The 17,838-nt window shown below is 68.2% G+C and carries 15 protein-coding genes, 1 tRNA gene and 1 pseudogene; 4 read left to right on the top strand and 13 right to left on the bottom strand.

The genetic code is table 11. The features are described 5' to 3' along the window. Window positions 1-53: 53 nt before the first annotated feature. Both ABC304_RS17600 and ABC304_RS17605 read left to right on the top strand, forming a co-directional pair. Window positions 54-1,214 (top strand): AI-2E family transporter, encoded by a 1,161-nt coding sequence (locus ABC304_RS17600; RefSeq protein ID WP_412932771.1) that lies wholly within the window; start codon window positions 54-56, stop codon window positions 1,212-1,214. 27 nt (window positions 1,215-1,241) lie between these two features. Continuing rightward, the gene (locus tag ABC304_RS17605) at window positions 1,242-2,288 is read left to right on the top strand and encodes an ATP-dependent DNA ligase (protein WP_412932772.1); all 1,047 of its coding nucleotides are present in this window, start codon (window positions 1,242-1,244) and stop codon (window positions 2,286-2,288) included. Window positions 2,289-2,325: 37 nt separating this feature from the next. Here ABC304_RS17605 and ligD read toward each other — a convergent pair. Further along, a pseudogene (ligD, locus tag ABC304_RS17610) lies at window positions 2,326-3,345 on the bottom strand (non-homologous end-joining DNA ligase); the annotation flags it as partial. 10 nt (window positions 3,346-3,355) lie between these two features. Further along, entirely contained in the window at window positions 3,356-3,619 is a 264-nt protein-coding gene (locus ABC304_RS17615; RefSeq protein WP_412932773.1) for a hypothetical protein, read from the bottom strand. Between ABC304_RS17615 and ABC304_RS17620 the strand changes: the two genes are divergently transcribed. After that, window positions 3,618-3,848 (top strand): hypothetical protein, encoded by a 231-nt coding sequence (locus tag ABC304_RS17620; protein WP_412932775.1) that lies wholly within the window; start codon window positions 3,618-3,620, stop codon window positions 3,846-3,848. The two genes, ABC304_RS17615 and ABC304_RS17620, sit on opposite strands and share 2 nt — an antisense overlap. 15 nt (window positions 3,849-3,863) lie before the next feature. On the opposite strand, the gene ABC304_RS17625 is transcribed toward ABC304_RS17620, so the two are convergent. The 3 genes from ABC304_RS17625 to ABC304_RS17635 form a co-directional block, all read right to left on the bottom strand. Beyond that, entirely contained in the window at window positions 3,864-5,066 is a 1,203-nt protein-coding gene (locus ABC304_RS17625) for an SseB family protein (RefSeq protein WP_412932776.1), read from the bottom strand. Window positions 5,067-5,114: 48 nt separating this feature from the next. Further along, window positions 5,115-7,574: an ATP-dependent helicase gene (locus ABC304_RS17630; protein WP_412932778.1), complete on the bottom strand. Its 2,460-nt coding sequence runs from the start codon at window positions 7,572-7,574 to the stop codon at window positions 5,115-5,117. A gap of 91 nt (window positions 7,575-7,665) precedes the next feature. Continuing rightward, on the bottom strand, window positions 7,666-8,379 hold the full coding sequence (locus ABC304_RS17635) for a hypothetical protein (RefSeq protein ID WP_412932780.1): 714 nt from the start codon (window positions 8,377-8,379) through the stop codon (window positions 7,666-7,668). A gap of 191 nt (window positions 8,380-8,570) precedes the next feature. On the opposite strand from ABC304_RS17635, the gene ABC304_RS17640 reads away from it, so the two are divergent. After that, window positions 8,571-8,646, top strand: a tRNA-Met gene (locus tag ABC304_RS17640). A 166-nt stretch (window positions 8,647-8,812) separates the two neighbouring features. On the opposite strand, the gene ABC304_RS17645 is transcribed toward ABC304_RS17640, so the two are convergent. The 8 genes from ABC304_RS17645 to ABC304_RS17680 form a co-directional block, all read right to left on the bottom strand. After that, the gene (locus ABC304_RS17645; RefSeq protein WP_412932782.1) at window positions 8,813-9,964 is read right to left on the bottom strand and encodes a tyrosine-type recombinase/integrase; all 1,152 of its coding nucleotides are present in this window, start codon (window positions 9,962-9,964) and stop codon (window positions 8,813-8,815) included. A 583-nt stretch (window positions 9,965-10,547) separates the two neighbouring features. Continuing rightward, a complete protein-coding gene (locus ABC304_RS17650; RefSeq protein ID WP_412932784.1) occupies window positions 10,548-10,943 on the bottom strand; it encodes a DUF4307 domain-containing protein in 396 nt (131 codons plus the stop codon). A 46-nt stretch (window positions 10,944-10,989) separates the two neighbouring features. After that, on the bottom strand, window positions 10,990-12,984 hold the full coding sequence (locus ABC304_RS17655; protein WP_412932785.1) for a bifunctional copper resistance protein CopD/cytochrome c oxidase assembly protein: 1,995 nt from the start codon (window positions 12,982-12,984) through the stop codon (window positions 10,990-10,992). 145 nt (window positions 12,985-13,129) lie between these two features. Further along, a complete protein-coding gene (locus ABC304_RS17660; protein ID WP_412932787.1) occupies window positions 13,130-13,741 on the bottom strand; it encodes a DUF305 domain-containing protein in 612 nt (203 codons plus the stop codon). A 68-nt stretch (window positions 13,742-13,809) separates the two neighbouring features. After that, on the bottom strand, window positions 13,810-14,502 hold the full coding sequence (locus tag ABC304_RS17665; RefSeq protein ID WP_412932789.1) for a thioredoxin-like domain-containing protein: 693 nt from the start codon (window positions 14,500-14,502) through the stop codon (window positions 13,810-13,812). Window positions 14,503-14,548: 46 nt separating this feature from the next. Then, window positions 14,549-15,565, bottom strand: coding sequence for a c-type cytochrome biogenesis protein CcsB (gene ccsB / locus ABC304_RS17670; RefSeq protein WP_412932791.1), 1,017 nt, complete (start codon window positions 15,563-15,565; stop codon window positions 14,549-14,551). 67 nt (window positions 15,566-15,632) lie between these two features. Continuing rightward, complete coding sequence (locus ABC304_RS17675) at window positions 15,633-16,511, bottom strand: M23 family metallopeptidase (protein ID WP_412932793.1); 879 nt, start codon at window positions 16,509-16,511, stop codon at window positions 15,633-15,635. Window positions 16,512-16,532: 21 nt separating this feature from the next. Next, window positions 16,533-17,741, bottom strand: a complete 1,209-nt coding sequence (locus ABC304_RS17680) for a peptidoglycan DD-metalloendopeptidase family protein (protein WP_412932795.1) — start codon at window positions 17,739-17,741, stop codon at window positions 16,533-16,535. Between the last annotated feature and the right edge of the window lie 97 nt (window positions 17,742-17,838).

Genomic DNA, 17,838 nt, shown 5'->3' on the forward strand with positions numbered 1-17,838 from the left:
CACGCGCCCGCAACCCCGCCGCTCCGGGGCCTCCGCTCCCCTACCGTCGGATCATGCACCTGTTCCCCCGGAACTCAGCCCCCGCGCCTGTTCCCGCCGATCCCATCCGCAAGGTGGCGACGCCCTGGAGCGACGTGTTCGGCCGCCTCGCCATCCGCGCCGTCCAGATCATCGTCGTGGTGGTGCTCCTCGCGGGCCTCATCTGGGGCATCCGGCAGGTGTCGGTCGTCGTCATCCCGCTGATCCTGGCGCTCATCTTCGCGTCGGCGTTCGCGCCCGTGGTGATGTGGATGCGGCGCCGAGGCCTCCCCGCGCTGCTGGCGACCGTGATCACGCTGCTGGCCGTCGTCGTCGTGCTCGGCGGGCTGGCATGGGTCATCGTGCTCGCGGTGCGCGACCAGTGGGACGACCTCTCGGCACGCACGACGTCGGGCTTCCAGCAGGCCGTGGACTGGGCGCAGCAGCTGCCGTTCGCCCCGTCGCAGGATCAGATCGATGAGTGGATCAGCTCGCTCCAGGACTTCCTCACCAGCTCGCAGTTCGGCTCCGGCGCCGTCGCCGCCGGCAGCGCGATCGCGACCTTCCTCACCGGCTTCGTGCTGCTCGTCGTGATCCTGTTCTTCTTCCTCAAAGACGGCCCGCGCATGTGGGAGTTCGTGCTCCGTCCCTTCAAGGGCGACAAGTACGACCGCGCACAGCGCGTCGGGCACAAGACGATCTCGGTGCTCGGCTCCTACGTGCGTGGCACGGCGTCCGTCGCCGCCGTCGACGCGATCGGCATCCTCATCGGACTGCTCATCCTGCAGGTGCCGCTGGCGATCCCCCTCGCCGTGCTCGTCTTCCTGCTCGCGTTCATCCCCATCGTCGGCGCCGTGACCGCCGGCATCCTGGCCGCCCTCGTGGCGCTCGTCGCCCAGGGGCCGGTCGTCGCCCTGATCGTCGTGGCGATCGTCGTGGCGGTGAACCAGCTGGAGGGCAACTTCCTGCAGCCGGTGCTGATGGGCCGGTCGCTCAAGCTGCACTCGTTCGTCGTCCTCGTCGCCCTCGCCGCGGGCACCGCGATCGGCGGCATCCTCGGCACCCTGCTGGCCGTTCCGCTCACCGCGGTGGTGTGGGGCATCATCCAGGTCTGGGACGGCGACGACCTTCCCGCGAGCTGGGCCCGCCCGAAGAAGAAGGAGCTCATCGAGGCGTCGAAGCCCACCGTGGGCTGAGTCGGACCCCCACGACAGGATGTGACCATGCCCTACGACATCCCCTCACCGATGCTGGCGAAGTCCATCCCCGACATCCCGGACCCGTCCAAGACCCCCGGCGGTCTGAGCTTCGAGCCGAAGTGGGACGGATTCCGCGGGCTCGTGTCATGGGACGGCGAGAACGTCGAGATCGGCAGCCGCGGCGCCAAGCCTCTGACCCGGTACTTCCCCGAGCTGGTCGAGGCGTTCGCGCGACTCCTGCCCGAGCCGTGCCTGATCGACGGCGAGGTGGCGGTGCTGAAGGGCGAGCCCGGTTCGCAGCGACTGGACTGGGACTCGCTGACGCAGCGCATCCACCCCGCCGCCTCCCGCGTGACCATGCTGTCGGAGAAGACGCCCGCGATGTTCATCGCCTTCGACCTGCTCGCCCGCGGCGACCGCGACCTGCAGTCCGAGCCGTTCGAGGTGCGCCGGGCGGAGCTGGTGGACCTGCTCGGCGACGTGCCGCACCCTGTGCACGTCACCCGCACGACGACCGACCCCGACCTCGCGCGCGAGTGGCTGACCACGTTCGAAGGCGCGGGGCTCGACGGAATCGTGGCCAAGCCGCTGACACAGCCGTACGCCCCGAACAAGCGCACGATGTTCAAGATCAAGCACGCGCGCACGGCGGACGTCGTGGCGTGGGCGTACCGCGTGCACAAGTCGGGCCAGGGCCTCGGCTCGCTGCTCGTCGGCCTGTACGGCGACGACGGCACGCTGCTGCCGATCGGCGCGGTCTCGGCCTTCAGCAACGCCCGGCGACTCGAGCTTATCGACGAGCTGGCGCCGCTGGTCGAGCGCGACGACGACGGCGAAGCCGTCACCGGCGCCGGCGAGAAGTCGCGGTTCACCGGGGCCGACAAGGACATGTCGTTCGTCAAGCTGCGACCCGAGAAGGTGCTCGAGGTGCGGTACGACCAGCTCGAGGGCTGGCGCTTCCGCCACACCGCGCAGTTCGAGCGGTGGCGTCCCGACCGCGACCCGCGCTCGTGCACCTACGACCAGCTGGAGTCGGTCTCCGCCTATGACGTCGGCGACGTTCTGGAGTAGCGGCGCAGCGGGATCGGCTACACGTCCTGGGCCAGTTGTCCGGGTTGATGCGACTGGGCTGCACGCGCGGGGGCTCACCGGGCATCTTCGGGAAGTCGGGCGGGAAGTTCAGCTCGCCGAGCCCGTCGGCGAGGTCCCGCTCCCACCACTCCAGGAGCGTGTCGATCCGTCCCGGGCGGTCGGCGAAGCCGGCCCACGCGTCGCCGACCGTGGCGAGCCGCTCGGGCACCGACCGGACCGTGAAGGCCGCGGGATCGGCATCCGCCACCTCGTCCCAAGTGATCGGCGTCGACACCGTCGCGGCGGGAAGCGCCCGCGGGCTGTAGGCGCCGGCCATCGTCCGGTCGCGATTCGCCTGGTTGAAGTCGAGGAAGATGCGCTCACCGCGCTCCTCCTTCCACCAGCTCGTCGTCACCCGGTCGGGCATGCGCCGCTCGAGCTCGCGCGACGCGGCGATGACGGCGTGACGCACGTCGAGGAACTCGTGCGTCGGCTCGATCGGGCAGAAGACGTGGAGACCGCGGTTGCCGCTGGTCTTGATCCAGGCCTCGAGTCCCGCCTCGGCCAGCACGTCGCGCAGCGCCGGGGCGACGGCCGCCGCCTCGCGGAAGCCGGTGCCCGGCTGAGGGTCGAGGTCGATCCGCAGCTCCACGGGGTTGTCGGTGTCCGCGCGCAGCGAGGCCCACGGGTGGAACACGACCGTGTTCATCTGCGCGGCCCACACGACGGCGGCGGGCTCGGTGAGGACGAGCTGCGGATGCCGGCGCCCGCTGTTGTAGGTGACGGTGACGGCCTCGACGTAGTCGGGCGCCCCCTTGGGCGGGTTCTTGGAGAAGAAGCTCTCGCCGTCGACGCCGTCGGGGAAGCGCTCCAGCGACACGGGCCGATCGCCGTTGGCGGCGAGGAACGGGCCGGACACCGCGATTAGGTACTCGGCGAGCTCCCGCTTGGTGATCCCGGACTCCGCCCACAGCACACGGTCGGGGCTGGACACCCGCACCTCGCGGTCGCCGGAGGATCCTCCGGGCACGGTCAGCATGATGTGCGGGCTCGCCATGCCTCCGACACTAGGGGCGGCCGGCGACGCCCGTCACCCCGTTGCGCTGGTCGCCCGCTGCGGCCTGCGTGCACATCGCAGGCGGAATCGGTCCGGCGCGGGTCAACAGAGCTTTCGCGGGGCGTGCGAGCGCGATACTGCCTGTGCTGTGCACGCACCAGGCGATGAAGCCGGTGCACAGCACGCCGGAAACGGAGGCGAGGGCACCCAACGCGCAGCCGAGACGATCGCCCGTTCCTAGACTGACCATCTCTCTCGAGAAGGGCTGCTCCATGGGCGATTCGGACACGATGGTCAAACGCGTCATCCTCGGCGTCTGGGGTCTCGCCGTCATCATCTGCGGCGGGATCGCGGTGACGGCCTGCGTGCGTGCAGCGTTCGTCCACGACGACCCGCCCCTGATGATCGCCGGTGTGGTGGGAGGCCTGATGGGCATCGTCGCGGGTTTCTGGTTCGTCCGCCTCAGCCTGCGGGGCGAACCGGCATCGACCCGCTCGAAGTGATCAGGCCTGCCCGGCTCACTCCTGGCCGGCGAGGATCGGTGCCAGCTCCGCGCGCGACAGCTGGATCCACGGACCCGCAGGGTCGAGCAGCACGCCGCTGATGCCCTCATCGCTGCGCAGTGCGGCGGCGAGCTGGGCCGTCTTCACCGGCACCGGCTGATCGTTCGGACGCAGCGCGAAGACCTCGAGCGGGTGCGAGAACAGCTCGAGGAAGCGCGTGCCGTCCGCGCTGCGGGCCTCGGCGATGCCGGGCGTCTGACCCTCGGCGGGGCGACTCGCGGCGACCCAGACGGGTCCGGCCGCGATCGCCTCGACGACCTGGGCGGCCGTCTCAGCGGTGCGGGGAGCGGCCAGCAGCGACTTGATCCGCAGCTCAGGGGTCGTGTCCTTGACGGCGCGCTCCAGCAGATCGCGCGGCAGCATCAGCCGCGCGGTGCCCGACGCGTGGTCGAGCACGAGACCGGCGTACGGCCCCTGCAGCACGTGCTGGATCACCGCGGTCACCGGCTGCGCCAGCGCCGAGGTGCCCGTCGCGCCGTCGGCCTGCACGCTGGCACGCAGGGCGTCGCCGCCGCTGTAGGCGAGGGCCCACTGCGCATCGCCCTGCGTCGCCACCTGCAGCGGGAGGTTCTGTCCCGCCTCGATGAGCGCCCGTGCGTCGCCTTCCACGCGCAGGAACACGTGGCCCTGCAGGAACTGCCGCGCCGCGTTCAGCATCTGCTGCGACGTGGGCTCGGCGGGGAGCTCCGCGAGCGCGGCCTGCAGCAGTCCGTTGTCGCGCATGCCCGGAGCGCGTTCGGCACCCTGGGGCGCCTCTGCCGGCGGACGAGCGGATGCTGCGGCTCCCGCAGCTGCGGAGCCGCCGCCCTGCGCGCCACCCGCGAGCCCGAACGCCGCGCCCGCCGAGGCGCCCACGGGCGAGCCCGCCGGCGCAGCGCTCGGCGCGGGCTCGGCAGCGACGGGCGCGCCCGCCGGCGCTCCCACACCGCGGTACGTGGACAGCGAGATCCCGACGGTCGCGGTCGGTGCGCTCTCGGCCCCGTCCGTCACCGTCTCGGACGAGCCGGAGGCCACACCGCCCGACCCGTCGGCAAGCGCACCGGCACGCGTCGATCCGGCACGATCGGCGTCCGCGGCACCGGAGGCCGCAGCATCCGCGCCCTTCTGCTCGTCGTCGGGAGTCGGGTCAGTGCGCTTGGAGCGCGAGAAGATGCCCATCTCTCGACCCTAACCGGCTCTCCGGAGCGGATGCCGGGAGCCGACGCGTCAGAGCTTCTCGATCGGCGCGATCTTGACGAGCAGCTTCTTGGCGCCGACCTTCTCGAAGCGCACATGCGCGACGCGCTTGGCGCCCTCGCCCGTGACCGCGTCGACGCGGCCCTCGCCGAAGTCCTCGTGCCGGATGCGGTCGCCCGCGGCCAGCTCCATCGCGCCGTTGTCGCGCACGCGGGCCGGCACCCGGTTCGGGAAGCGGTCGAGCGATGTGCCCTTGGGTACGAGGTCGTCGCCGAATCGGCGCGGCGAGGTGGATCCCCCACCGAAGCCGGAGCCGGAGCCGCCGGGCCGCCGCGCGTTGAGCGCCCGCGACTGCGTGCCGCCGCGTGAGTTCACGTCGCCGGGCGACTGCCGCCAGTCGATGATGTCGGCGGGGATCTCCTGGAGGAACCGGCTGGGCATCGCCACGGTCACCTCGCCGAACTGGGCGCGGGTCATCGCGAGCGACATGAACAGCCGCTGGCGTGCCCGCGTGATGCCGACGTAGAACAGCCGGCGCTCCTCCTGCGGACCGCCCGGCTCGCCCGCCGAGATGCGGTGCGGGATGAGGTCCTCCTCGACGCCCGTCAGGAACACCGAGTCGTACTCGAGGCCCTTCGCGGTGTGCAGCGTCATGAGCGAGACGGAGCCCGACGCGTCCTCGAGGTCGTCCGCGTCGGCGACGAGCGCCACCTCGGTGAGAAAGTCGATGACCGTTCCCTCGGGGTTGCTGCGGGCGAACTCGCGTGTCACGGCGACGAGCTCGTCGAGGTTCTCGAGCCGCGCTTCGTCCTGCGGGTCCTTGCTGGCCCGCAGCGCATCGAGGTAGCCGCTCTTCTGCAGCAGCAGGGTGACGCCCTCGGCGACGGAGGTCGGCGGCGGCAGCTCGCCAGACGACGGGATCATGATCTCCGCCGCCTCGGCCAGCACCGCGTCGAGCTGCGTGATGGCGGCCTGGATCTTGGGCCCGACGCCGAGCGCCGAGGCGTTGGCGAGTCCGTCGCGGAAGGTGATGCCCTCGTCGGCGGCGTAGCGGGCGATCGAAGTCTCGGTCACGTCGCCGATGCCGCGGCGGGGCTTGTTCAGAATGCGGCGGACGGCCATCTCGTCGGCGGGGTTCACCACGGCGGTGACGTACGCCATCGCGTCCTTGATCTCGGCGCGATCGTAGAACTTCGTGCCGCCCATGATCTTGTACGGCACCGCCGAGCGGATGAAGATCTCCTCCAGCGCGCGGGACTGCGAGTTGGTGCGGTAGAACACCGCGATCGCGGAGTAGTCGAGACCCCCCTTGTGCAGCGACTCGATCTCATCGGCGACGAACTGCGCCTCGTCGTGCTGCGAGTAGCCGGTGAAGCCGATGATCTTCGCGCCGGCGCCCACGTCAGTCCAGAGCTTCTTGTCTTTACGGTCGAAGTTGTTGCTGATGACCGCGTTGGCCGCGCTCAGGATGTTCTGCGTCGAGCGGTAGTTCTGCTCGAGCAGCACGACCTTCGCGCCGGGGTAGTCGCGCTCGAACTCGGTGATGTTGCGGATGTCGGCCCCGCGGAAGGCGTAGATCGACTGGTCGGAGTCTCCGACGACGGTGAGGGATGCGGCATCCTCGCCCGTCGGCTCGGGTTCGAAGATCATCATCCCGCCCGAGGCGGCGAACGGCTCGGCGTCGGAGCCCGGAGGCCGCGTGAGCTCGTGGATCAGCGCGTACTGCGCGTGGTTGGTGTCCTGGTACTCGTCGACGAGGATGTGGCGGAATCGCTTGCGGTAGACGTCGGCGACCTTCGGAAAGGCACGGAACAGGTAGACAACCTGGGCGATCAGGTCGTCGAAGTCGAAGGCGTTCGCCCGCTGCAGCGACCGCTGGTAGTCGGCGAAGATCTCGACGAAGACGCGCTCGGCGGGGTCTTCCATGTTGGCCTGCCGCGCATACGACTCCGCGTCGGCCAGCTCGTTCTTGTGCTTCGAGATCTTGCCCTGCACGGCCGCGGGCGTGAGCCCGTAGGCGTCGCCCTGGTGCTCCTTGACGAGCCGCTTGATCAGCGCACGCGAATCGCCGGAGTCGTAGATGGTGAACGAGCGCGTGAACCCGAACTGCTCGGCCTCGCGCCGCAGGATGCGCACGCACGCCGAGTGGAACGTCGAGATCCACATTCCCTGCGCGCGCTCGCCGATGAGCTGCTGCACGCGCTCGCGCATCTCGCCGGCGGCCTTGTTCGTGAAGGTGATCGCAAGGATCTGGCTGGGCCAGGCGTCCCTCGTGCGGAGCAGGCTCGCGATGCGGTGGGTGAGCACCCGCGTCTTGCCCGACCCCGCGCCCGCCACGATGAGCAGCGCCGGGCCACGGTAGACGACGGCGTCGCGCTGCGGCTGGTTGAGGCCCTCGAGGAGGTCTTCGTCGGGACGGGCGCCGCTCGGCGCGCCGGCCTGCGGGCCGCGATCACCGGCCACGATGAGGGGCACAGGTGCATCGGTCATGTCGGCACCATTCTACGCGGCACCCCCGACACGAGCCCGGGACACCGGATGCCGCGGCTGCGCGGACCGGCACCCGCTGTCGGCCAGGCGCTCAGCCGATGTCGACGCGGCGACGCCGCGGACTGCTCGTGAACGCCCAGACGGCGGCGACCAGCATCCACACGTAGAGGGCCACGGCGAGTGCGATGTACAGCCCGCGGAGCACCGGGTCCGACCAGAACGCGCCCTCCGACCCGCCCGGCCCCGCGAACGAGAGCACGAGCAGGGTCAGCGCGCAGCGCAGCACCACCACACCGGCGACGGCCGCGAGCACCGGCCACGGGGAGCGACTGCCCAGCACGATCCGCAGCACGACGGCGAAGGCGATCCATCCCACCAGCACGACGAGCAGGTGCAGCGGCGCGGAGAACGAGGTCTGCACGGCACGGGTGGCCACGAGCAGGGCCCCCGGGATGAGGAGCAGCAGCCACCGGTCGAGCGGCAGCATCCCGAGCGTCGACTCCCTCGCCCGCCATGGCCGGGTCGCGCCGATCCACGACGCGCGCGCCGCCGCCGCACCGGGCCGGCGGACGAGGCTGGTGCGGGCGGCGAACATGCCGATGACGATCCACGCCAGGGTCAGCGCGAGCAGCGCGCGGGCGAGCCAGGCGAGCGGGACGTCGCGGTCGTGGGTGCCGTCGGGTCGGGCGGGGAACGGCGTGATGTCGAGCGCCTCGCCGAGCACGAGCGCGACGATGGCGCCGGCGATCAGCACTCCGATGCCGAGGGCCACAGCGAGGATGCCACGCCGTGTCACCGTTGCCATGGGACAACGTTAGTCGAGCGTTCGGCCGTCGTTCACCCGGTTCCTCCGGCTGGTGGCGCGGCAGCGGGAACAGCCACCGAACGCTCCGGGTCGCGTGGCGGATGGCCGGCTGTCGCAGAACGCAACGGGAGGACTTGCGGCGTCATCCAGCACGGCCCGACGACGGTCGGCGGTTAGCGTGAGGGTGCCATCGCGGCGATCCGGGCGGTCCCGGGCTCCGGTTCATACCCGGCAGCGTGGCGGGTTCGACTCCCGCCGTCGCGTCCACTTTCATGGTCTGTTTTGCCGCGTGTTTCCGCGGAAGTGCGATGTGCCTGGTGCTCGGAATGGCGGATTTGCCCACATTTTGCCCACACTTTCTGGCGCGGGTACGTCTCGGAGCCTTGAGCCAACAGACTTTCTAGCGTCGGCGTACGCCACCGGAGGGCTCGGCTCAGCGGTGCGCGACGGCTGCATCGCGCGCAACGTTGAGCGATGCGGCGACCATGTCGAGGTCGTCGTCGAAGAGGTCGGCGTAGACATCGAGGGTCATCGCCGCTGACGCGTGGCCGAGCATGCGCTGGACGGCCTTGACGTTGGCGCCGGAGCTGATGGCAAGGGACGCGGCGGTATGGCGGAGATCGTGGATCGTCATCCGCTCCAGCCCTGCGTCCGTCAGCGCCCGCGCGAACCACGATCGCGAGTTCTCACTGACGCGCGGCCGGGAGAAGTGGGTGACGCCGTCGCCGAAGACGAGCTCGGTCTTGGATCGGCCCGCGCAGAGCGCGGCGAGGGGCTCCGAGAGGAAGTCGGGGTAGGGGACAGAGCGAACTTCGTGCGTCTTCGGTGTACCGACGTGAATGGTGGCGCCGACCTTCACGGCGTTCTCCTCGACCGCGAGACGGCGCCTCACCAGATTGACATCGCGGACACGCAGCGCCGTCAATTCACCCCACCGCAGCCCGGTGTACGCCGCGACGAGCACGACCGTGCCATGTTCCTGTGCCGCGCGGGCGAGGGCGTCTACCTGCACGTGGGTGAGGTAGATCCGCGGCTTGGGTTTCTTCCGCGGGAGGTTGTCCACGCCGCGCGCGGCGTTGAAGGGGATGCGGCGGTCACGCATCGCGACGTCGAGGATGCCGGCGAGGACGCCGTGGGCGCGAATGACCACGGTGGCGCTCTTAGGGCGTGCGCCCAGGCGTGTGTTGCGTACGTGCGCGATGCGGTTCGTGACGGCGGTGCCTTCAGACAGTTGACCGACCCACTCGCGGACAGCGCTGTGGCTGACGGCGGAGACGAGCGTGCTTCCCCACCGCGGTTCGACGTAGACCCGCCAGGCGTCCGCCAGTGCCCGGTACGACGACGGCTTGAGCGAGGCTCGTTTCGCGTTCAGCCATTCCTCCCCGAGCGAAGCGATGCGTATGCGACTGGTGGCAGGGTCGATGTAATCGCCGCGTGCTTTGGATATCTCGACGGAGGCGAGGAAGAGGTCCGCATCACGTTTCGTTTTGAACCCGCGTTTGTCGGTTTGACGGTTGGCAGGCGTCCGGTAGCGGACTCGGTATCGGCGTCCCGCAGACGTTTCGTATGGGGTGACTGTTCCCATCTCGCGGCCTCCGGGGTTGGATCGACCCTAGAAGCGTCTCACTGGATAGTCATCAGATCTAGAGCCACGGGAGCCCGCCGCCGCGTACCGCCGACCGGGATCGACTCAGACGGGTCTTTGTGATCGAGGACGATCGGACGGGGGCAATTCGCCCTGGTCATATTCGTGTGGGAGGTCTCAAGAAGTCGTCCGCGTGGACGCGGACTGTCCAAGCGATCTACCGAGGATCTGCACACCTGCTCTTGACGGGCTGAACACACATCCGACGTCGGGGCGCACTGATTCGGTAGCAACGGCCGTCCGAGGCGGCGCCACCTGTCCACTCGCGGGTGCGCTCGTTGGAGGATCCACCTACGGGATAAGTTGGTCGCGGCAGGAGTCGATATTGCTGCGCAGAGAAGCTAATTGGCTCGGCCGTGCCGGGACCTGGCCGTGGATGCAGGAACGCTGGAGTTTTGCCGCCTGTTGAGGGAGAACCCGTCCCGATGCACGAGTCGGAGGAGTTCACCGAACTCCCTGGGTAGAGCGTCGACGGTGGCGCGGTCAGCCGGGGTGATCCGTCTGACCGTACATCTCGCGGTGGTCACTGTGCCCAGCAGGAGTGGACTGTACCGGTCGTGGCCGGGGCGACAGTCGGAATGGTTTCGAGGAACGCTCGTGTCACCGTCTTCGATGCGGGGTATTCCACGACTCGCCAGCCCACGACGCCGAAGTCTACGTCGAGGGCTTTGATGGCGCAGGCGAAGGCTGTGTTCGTTGGCGGGGTGACTTGGAACGACACGGTCACAGTGCGTGCGTCGACCAGCTCGAAACCGGTCTCGTCGTATCCGACATCGTCAGCGGAGTTCGAGACGGTCAACCATGAGAGCGCCACCACTGCCGCGGCGGCTGCAATCGTGAGGATGATCCACCGCGCTCGGCGGCGGGCGGGGTGCGAGGCGCGGCCGTAGCGTTCGTCGAGCTGTTCCCTTGTTGTCATGCGGCGCCTCCTGCGCGGATCTCGATAGGTCCTTCCGATGAGGCGATCATTTGCGGTCGCGGGTGTCGCGCATGGCGAGCTCGCGCAGGCGTGCGTTGTACGCATCCAGTTCGGCTTCGCCGGTGCGGTCAGCGTGCCGGTCGCGGCGCTTCGTCTCGCGTTCGTCGCTACGGCTCCATTGAACCGCGACGGTGATCGCGAGGATGAGGGTCGGGATCTCGCCGATCGACCAGGCGATGCCGCCGCCGATGTACTGGTCTTCCAGCGGTGTGGATCCCCAGGTGCGGCCCATCGCTCCGAACCACTCGGAGACCATCAGCCCCGATTGCATCATGATGGCGATGCCGAAGAAGGCGTGCATCGCCATGATTCCGATGAGCAGCAGTAGCCGGCCGGGGTATGGCAGCCGCCACGGCACCGGGTCTATGCCGATCAATGATTGGACGAACAGGTAGCCGGTGATGAGGAAGTGGGCGATCATCCATTGGTGGCCGAGGTGGTCGTACAGCGACCATCGGAAGAGATCGGTGTAATAGAAGATCCACAGTGACCCGATGAACAGGCCGGCCGCGACAAATGGGTTCGTCAGCACGCGCGCGCCTGGGGAGTGCACGGCCCACAGGATCCACTCACGGCCGCCGCGGGTGCCGTCGTCACGCTTGCGGATCGCTCGGGCGGCGAGTGTCACCGGTGCTCCAGCGACTAGTAGCACCGGGATCGCCATCGTGAGGAGCATGTGCCCAACCATGTGCATGCTGAACAGGTAGTCCTGGTAGACGTTGATCACACCACCGGTGACCCACACCAGCAGCAGCATCCCCGCGACCCACATGATCGTGCGGTAGACCGGCCACGCGTCGCCCCGGTGGCGTAACCGCCACACCCCGGCGAGGTAGAAGAAGACCGCGAAGCCGGCGACCACCGCCCACAGCAGATCAACGTTCCATGCGGTGACCCACCGTTCGATCGTGAGCTCCGGGGGCAAGGGTGCACCGGTGAGGCGTTCTGCCGGTGACGGGATCTCGGGAAGTGGGGCTGGGTTGGGGGGCGGGGTGCGTGCCAGCGCCGCCGCGGCGCCGCTGGCCAGGCCCATCAGCGCCAGCTCGAAAGCGATCAGTATCCAGAAGGCGCGGGATGCCGCGCCAGAGTCGCGCATCCTGCCTATCAGGCGAGCGCGGTACCACACGCCGAAGAGTCCGAGCCCGATGAGTGCGATGACCTTGACGCCCAGGATCGCGCCATAGGGAGAGAGCAACGCAGACCATTCCTGCAGTCCGATAGCTGCACGAACGGTGCCGGACACGGCGACGAGCACGAACGCGGCAAGGGCGATGCTCGAGTATCGGGCGACGACATCGGGGATGCGGCGCCGATCGAGGACGGGACGGACGGCGATGAGCAGGAGCAGCCCGCCGAGCCACACCGCGGCGGCGATGATGTGCAGAATGAGCGCCATCATCGCCTCGTGGTGGAAGGCGTCATCACCGGAGTGTCCCTGTGTGCCCATCGGCACGAGCGATGCCACCGCGAGCAGCGTGACGAGGAACGTCGCGACCCAGGATCGTACGGCGAAGGTGAGCACGGTGAGTGCTGCGCCTGCAACCGTCGTGATCAGCCAGGTGCGGCCCACCTCGAGATCGACGAGGAACCGACCGAGCTGGGCGCCGAACTGCGGTCCTGCGTCGAGCGCGGGGTTGAACACGCTGAGAAACGTGAGGAATCCGGTTGCGCCGGCGGCGATGGTGAACACGGCGGCCGAGATCGAGGCGGTATCGAGGGCGACGTCGAACTCGCGCTCACCGGCGCGGAGCGTGAAAAGCGCGGTCACGAGCACACCGACCATGCCCGCGGCGGCGAGGTTCACGATCAGCTTTGCGGCCGGAAGTCCCCAGCGGACGATCGGGCCGGCGTCGTCTAATGATAGTTCGGCGGCGCCGCCACCGAACGCCAGCGCCCCGACCAGGGCAGCGACTGCCACCACAACGAGGATCGCCGGCCCAACGACCCGCAGTCTTCGGTCCCTCACATTTCTGGTGGACATCAGTTGTACCCCGCGTGCACAGGAGTGCAGCGCGCTCGCCTGCACGACTCTTCGGGCTTTGAGGTCACGGTTATTCTTTCGGTTCGGTTTATGCGCAACCGGGCGAAGTGGTCGCTTCACCAGCCGGGCGTGGCGTTATCGTGTGCTATTCGCAGCCCATTCGCGCCTGCATGGAGGTCATAGCGCTGATCTCGGCGGCCTGTCCGTTTTTGATGTTCTCCGCAACGGTCAGAGCACGCGGATCTGAGCCGAGTTCGATGAGCGCTTCGGCCATAGGAATGGCGCCTTCGTGGTGGCGGATGAGCAGCCCGAGGAAGAGGCAATCAGCCTGCTGCCCTGTCGTGGCCTGCAGAGCGATGATCTCGTCAGCTGAAGCCATCCCCATTTCAATGCGTGCCTCTTCCTCCGTCATGGCCGCGCCGTCAGACATGGCGTGGCCGCTCCCGACCGGAGAGGCATCCATCCACTTCATCATCGGGCCACCGGACTGCGACAGGCCCCACTGCACGAGCCAGTCGTACAGTTCGCCGCGCTGGCCCGCCTGCCCGGTGGCGATGTCGTAGGCGAAGATCCTCAGTTCATCGTCGGCAGTCTTTCGGTAGATCTCCATGGCCATCTGGATGGCCTGGGCGTGGTGCACCTGCATGTCACGGGAGAAGCCGGCTTCAGGAGAGTCAGTACCAGGAGTGCCGGCGCCCTGCGACGCGAAAGTCGAGAAGCGTCCCATGGCGAAGGCCAGCGCGCCGATCGCCAGCATTAAAAGGATGACGTTCCGCCACCGACGCCATCCTCGGGCCGGGGCTGCGTATACGTTTTCGCTGCGGTTCATTGCTTTCCGGGGGCGTCGTACGCGCCAGTGCAGGCGGCGTTCGGCTCGGGGGCGTTCTGGCTGCGCCAGTACTCCTCGAGGAACTCACTTATGCGCTCGTCGTCGGCCGAGTCAACCTTCAGCTGCTGGTTCCAGTTGGACATCACGATCGGCGTTTCCAGACCCTCAAGGGGGGAAAGAACGACATAAGTCGAGGGCAAGCGGCTTTTGAGTGCTGCGAGTTCATCACCCGCGACCTGGGCCGGGTCATATGTCACCCACACGGCGCTGTGCTCCATGGAGTGGACCGCGTTCTCATTCGGCACAGGTTGGTCATAGACGCCGCAGTTCAGCCAGACAGCATTGTGCGGCCCGCCTGCCGGGGGGCTTTGCTCATACTCCACATCACCCTCGACGTGCTCAGCCGTATTCTCGAATGTCTCTACACCGTTGATGATGGCCCCCTCACTACCGGCCTCGTACTGTCGTGGCGGTGACGGGGCGAGCACTACTGATGCGACAACGAGGCCAACGATCACCACGGCGGCCGTCGAACCGACGACCCACCAGACCAGTTTGCTGCGACGGCGTTTGGCGAGTTGCTTCTGGTACTCGACCAATTTCTCCTGGCGCTTCTGCTCGCGCTGTTGCTTGACGGTCACCTGACCGTGTTGAGATCGGTTGGCTGGATTCGGGCGATCCGGAGTCATATGCGCACTTTCGGTTCTAGGGTCGGGCGGCTTTGCGAAGGAGGGCTCAGCTCAACCCGGAGTAGGCGTGGAGTCCTTTGAAGAACATGTTGACAATCGTGAAGTTGAACAGCACCGCGACGAACCCGATGATGGACAGCCACGCGGAGCGGTTGCCACGCCATCCCCTTGTCGCGCGGGCATGGATGTAGCCGGCGTAGAGCACCCAGATCACGAATGTCCACACTTCCTTGGTGTCAAAGCCCCAGTAGCGGCCCCAGGAGTCGTTCGCCCAGATCGAGCCGGCGATGAGAGTGAATGTCCAGAACATGAATCCCACGATCGCGAACCGGTAGGCGAGTGATTCGAGCGCGTCGGCGGGGGGCAGCGTGCGCAGGAACCCGGGGCCGGAGCGGCGGGCGGTTTCCGGGGATGCCTGGGCGCGGCGTTCACGGCGTGCTTGCATGAGCTGGGTGATGGAGAGGCCGCACGCGATCGCGAACAGGGCGGTGGCGAGCGAGGCGACGAAGACGTGGATGACCAGCCACACGCTCTTGAGCGGATCCATCAGCGGGACGACGTCGACATAGAACGTGATCGTCGCGCCGCCAAGGAGCAGCACCACCATGCCGATCAGGAACGCGCCCAAGAACCGGAGGTCGAAGCGGCGGAGCACCAGCAGGTACACCGTGACAATCAGGACAGTGCCGGTCAGCGCAAACTCGTACATGTTCGCCCACGGCACCCGTTGCGCGGCGATCCCGCGCAGGATGGTGCCGGCCAGATGGAACAGGAACGCGAGGACCGTCACCGACGTCCCTATCCGCGCCCAGAGCAATCGTCGCCGCTGGGCGGGCGGCGTGCGAATACCGTCGACCGGGCCAGCTTGAGTGGTCTTCGTCTGCGAGCTGTTGGCCGTGCCGGCGCCGACCAGGAGCGGCTCCCGCTGCGGGATGTTGGCGGGGACGGAGCGTTGGGCGAGGTCCACGGTGTACGCGATGAATGCGAGCAGGTAGGTGGCGATCGCCGTCCATACCAGCAGCAGTGAGATGCCGTCGAGGGAGAGCGCATCGGTTCCGGTCATGGCAGGGTCGTCCTCTTCATCGTTGTGATCACGGGCGCGGTGGCGTGGCGAATGCGTGACGGCACGGTCAGCCTGCGTTCGCTTCCAGCCAGGTCAGCGAATCGACGGCGATTCCGTCGAGATACACCTCGAAATGCAGGTGGTTCGCGGTGGAACGGCCAGTGCTACCAACGAGACCGACTAACTGACCGGCGGTGACCGTTTCGCCGACGGCGACCTGTCGGCTTCCGGTCTGCATGTGCGGGTACACCGTGCTGATCTGCTGCCCGTTCAGGACGGATTCCAGCACGACGGTGACGCCGTAGGCGTTGTAGCTGTCTTGCGAGATCCGCACGACGCCGTCGACGGATGCGTAGACGGGGGTCCCGCCGGCGGCGACCATGTCGGTACCCATGTGCGCGCCGCCTCGATCCCCGAACCTGTCGGTCACGGTGAAGGGACCACCCACCGGCCAACGCACGGTCCCGCTGCCGGGTGGCACCAAGTTGTAGTCGAACGGCACCGAGGCAACACGGGCCAACTCACGTGCGCGGGCCGCGGCCGCTTCCGCCGCCTTCTTCTGGTCGATCTCCGCCTGGGTGGTCGCGGCGTAGCTTTCTCGGGAGAGCTGTCCTGCGGCTGAGTCGGAGGCCACGACGAGGGATTGTGCGTCGTCCGAGGCAATTTGCTGCAGTGTCGAGATCTCTGCGTCTGCCGGCTGCCAGGCAGCGTATGCGGGTAGCGCGACGGTGGCGACCAGGCCGCTCACCATCGTGAGGACCGCCAGGGACCGCATCGGGCGGAGCGCATTGGACCGGTGGCGAGCGGGCTTACCTGCGGTCGTGCGCCGTCGGGGTGGCGGCGGCAGGATGCCGGCGTGCGGCAGGGGTGCGGTGTGGCGCAGGCTGCGCCTGGTGGGGGCACTCTGGGGGTGATCGCCGGCTGGTGAGGTGGGCTGGTCAGTCACGATGTCCTCCTTCGTTTCGGATCAGATGGAGACGCCGCGGGCGGCGAGAAAGTTGATGGGGTTGACGGGTGACCCGTTGACGTAGGCCTCGAAGTGCAGGTTGCAGCCGAACGCGTTTCCGGTGTTGCCTTCGCTGCCGATCAGGTCGCCGGCGTTCACACGCTGGCCGTATCCCACGTTGAACCCGCCGTTGCGGATGTGGGCGTATCCGGTGCCGATCCCGCCGCCGTGGTCGATTTTGATGTAGTTGCCGTAGCCGCCGTTGTATCCGGCGTAGACGACGGTGCCGGCCGCGGCGGCGTAGATTCCGGCGCTGCAGCCACCGCTCAGGTCGACGCCGTAGTGGTAGCTGGTCGAGCAGTACCCGTTGCCGCATTGCGAGCTGCGCGGCCCGAAGTCCGATGTGCGACGCCCGGATGTGGGCCGTGCCCACCCGGAACTGACCACTCCCCCTCCGTCGCCTGCAGCGGCGAGACGTTCAACCTCTGCTCGTTCCGCCGCTCGGCGTTGCTCCTCGGCGATGCGGGCAGCTTCGACCCCGGCCTGATAATCGGCGATGGTCTTCGCCGTGGTGTCTTGGAGAGCGGCGAGTTGGGCTTGCAGTTGACCAAGATTGAGCGTCTGGGCGTCGAGGGCTGCCTGCGCGGCATCGGCGGCCTGCTGCGATTCGGACATCTTCTGCTCCGCTAACGTCTGCAGCCGGTCGCGCTCATCTCGGGCCACGACCGCCTGATCGGTCAAACTCTGCGCAGCATCGCGCGCGGTGATCGCGGTGGCATACACCCTCTGGTTGCGTTCCAGCAGTTTGTCCATCACGCCCAGCCGGGTGAGCAGGTCGTCCGCGGTGGCGGCGGAGCCCGAGAAGAACAGTTCGAGAGAGGTCGTGTCGCCGCCGTCTCGATACAGCTGGGCGGCAACACGGCCGGCTTTGTTCGCCGCTTCGGTCGCGTTCGCTGCTTCCGCGTCGGCCTGGGACTGCAACGTGTCCGCTCGGACGGCCGCCTCGAAGTACTCCTGCTGGGCGGTGTAGAACGCCCCCGCGGCCTGCTCAGCGGCGGTGCGGGTGCGCGCCACCTCGCCGGTGAGGCTTTGGATGAAACCCTGGATCCGTTGCACCTCGGCGACCTTGGTCGCTTCGTTCGCTTTGGCTGCCTGCACGTCGTCCCAGGATGGATAGGTGGCCGCGAACGCTGCCGGCAGCAGTGGGCCACCCGCGATCGCGGCGACCATGCCAGCGGTCCCCGCGCCCAGCAGGGTGCGGCGGCTGACACCTGCCCGCAGCGCTCGGCTCTCCGCGGGAGTAGGTGCGCACCCGCATTCCTCTTCC

The organism is Microbacterium jepli (assembly GCF_047237905.1).
In the GTDB taxonomy this organism is placed as follows: Bacteria; Actinomycetota; Actinomycetes; order Actinomycetales; family Microbacteriaceae; genus Microbacterium.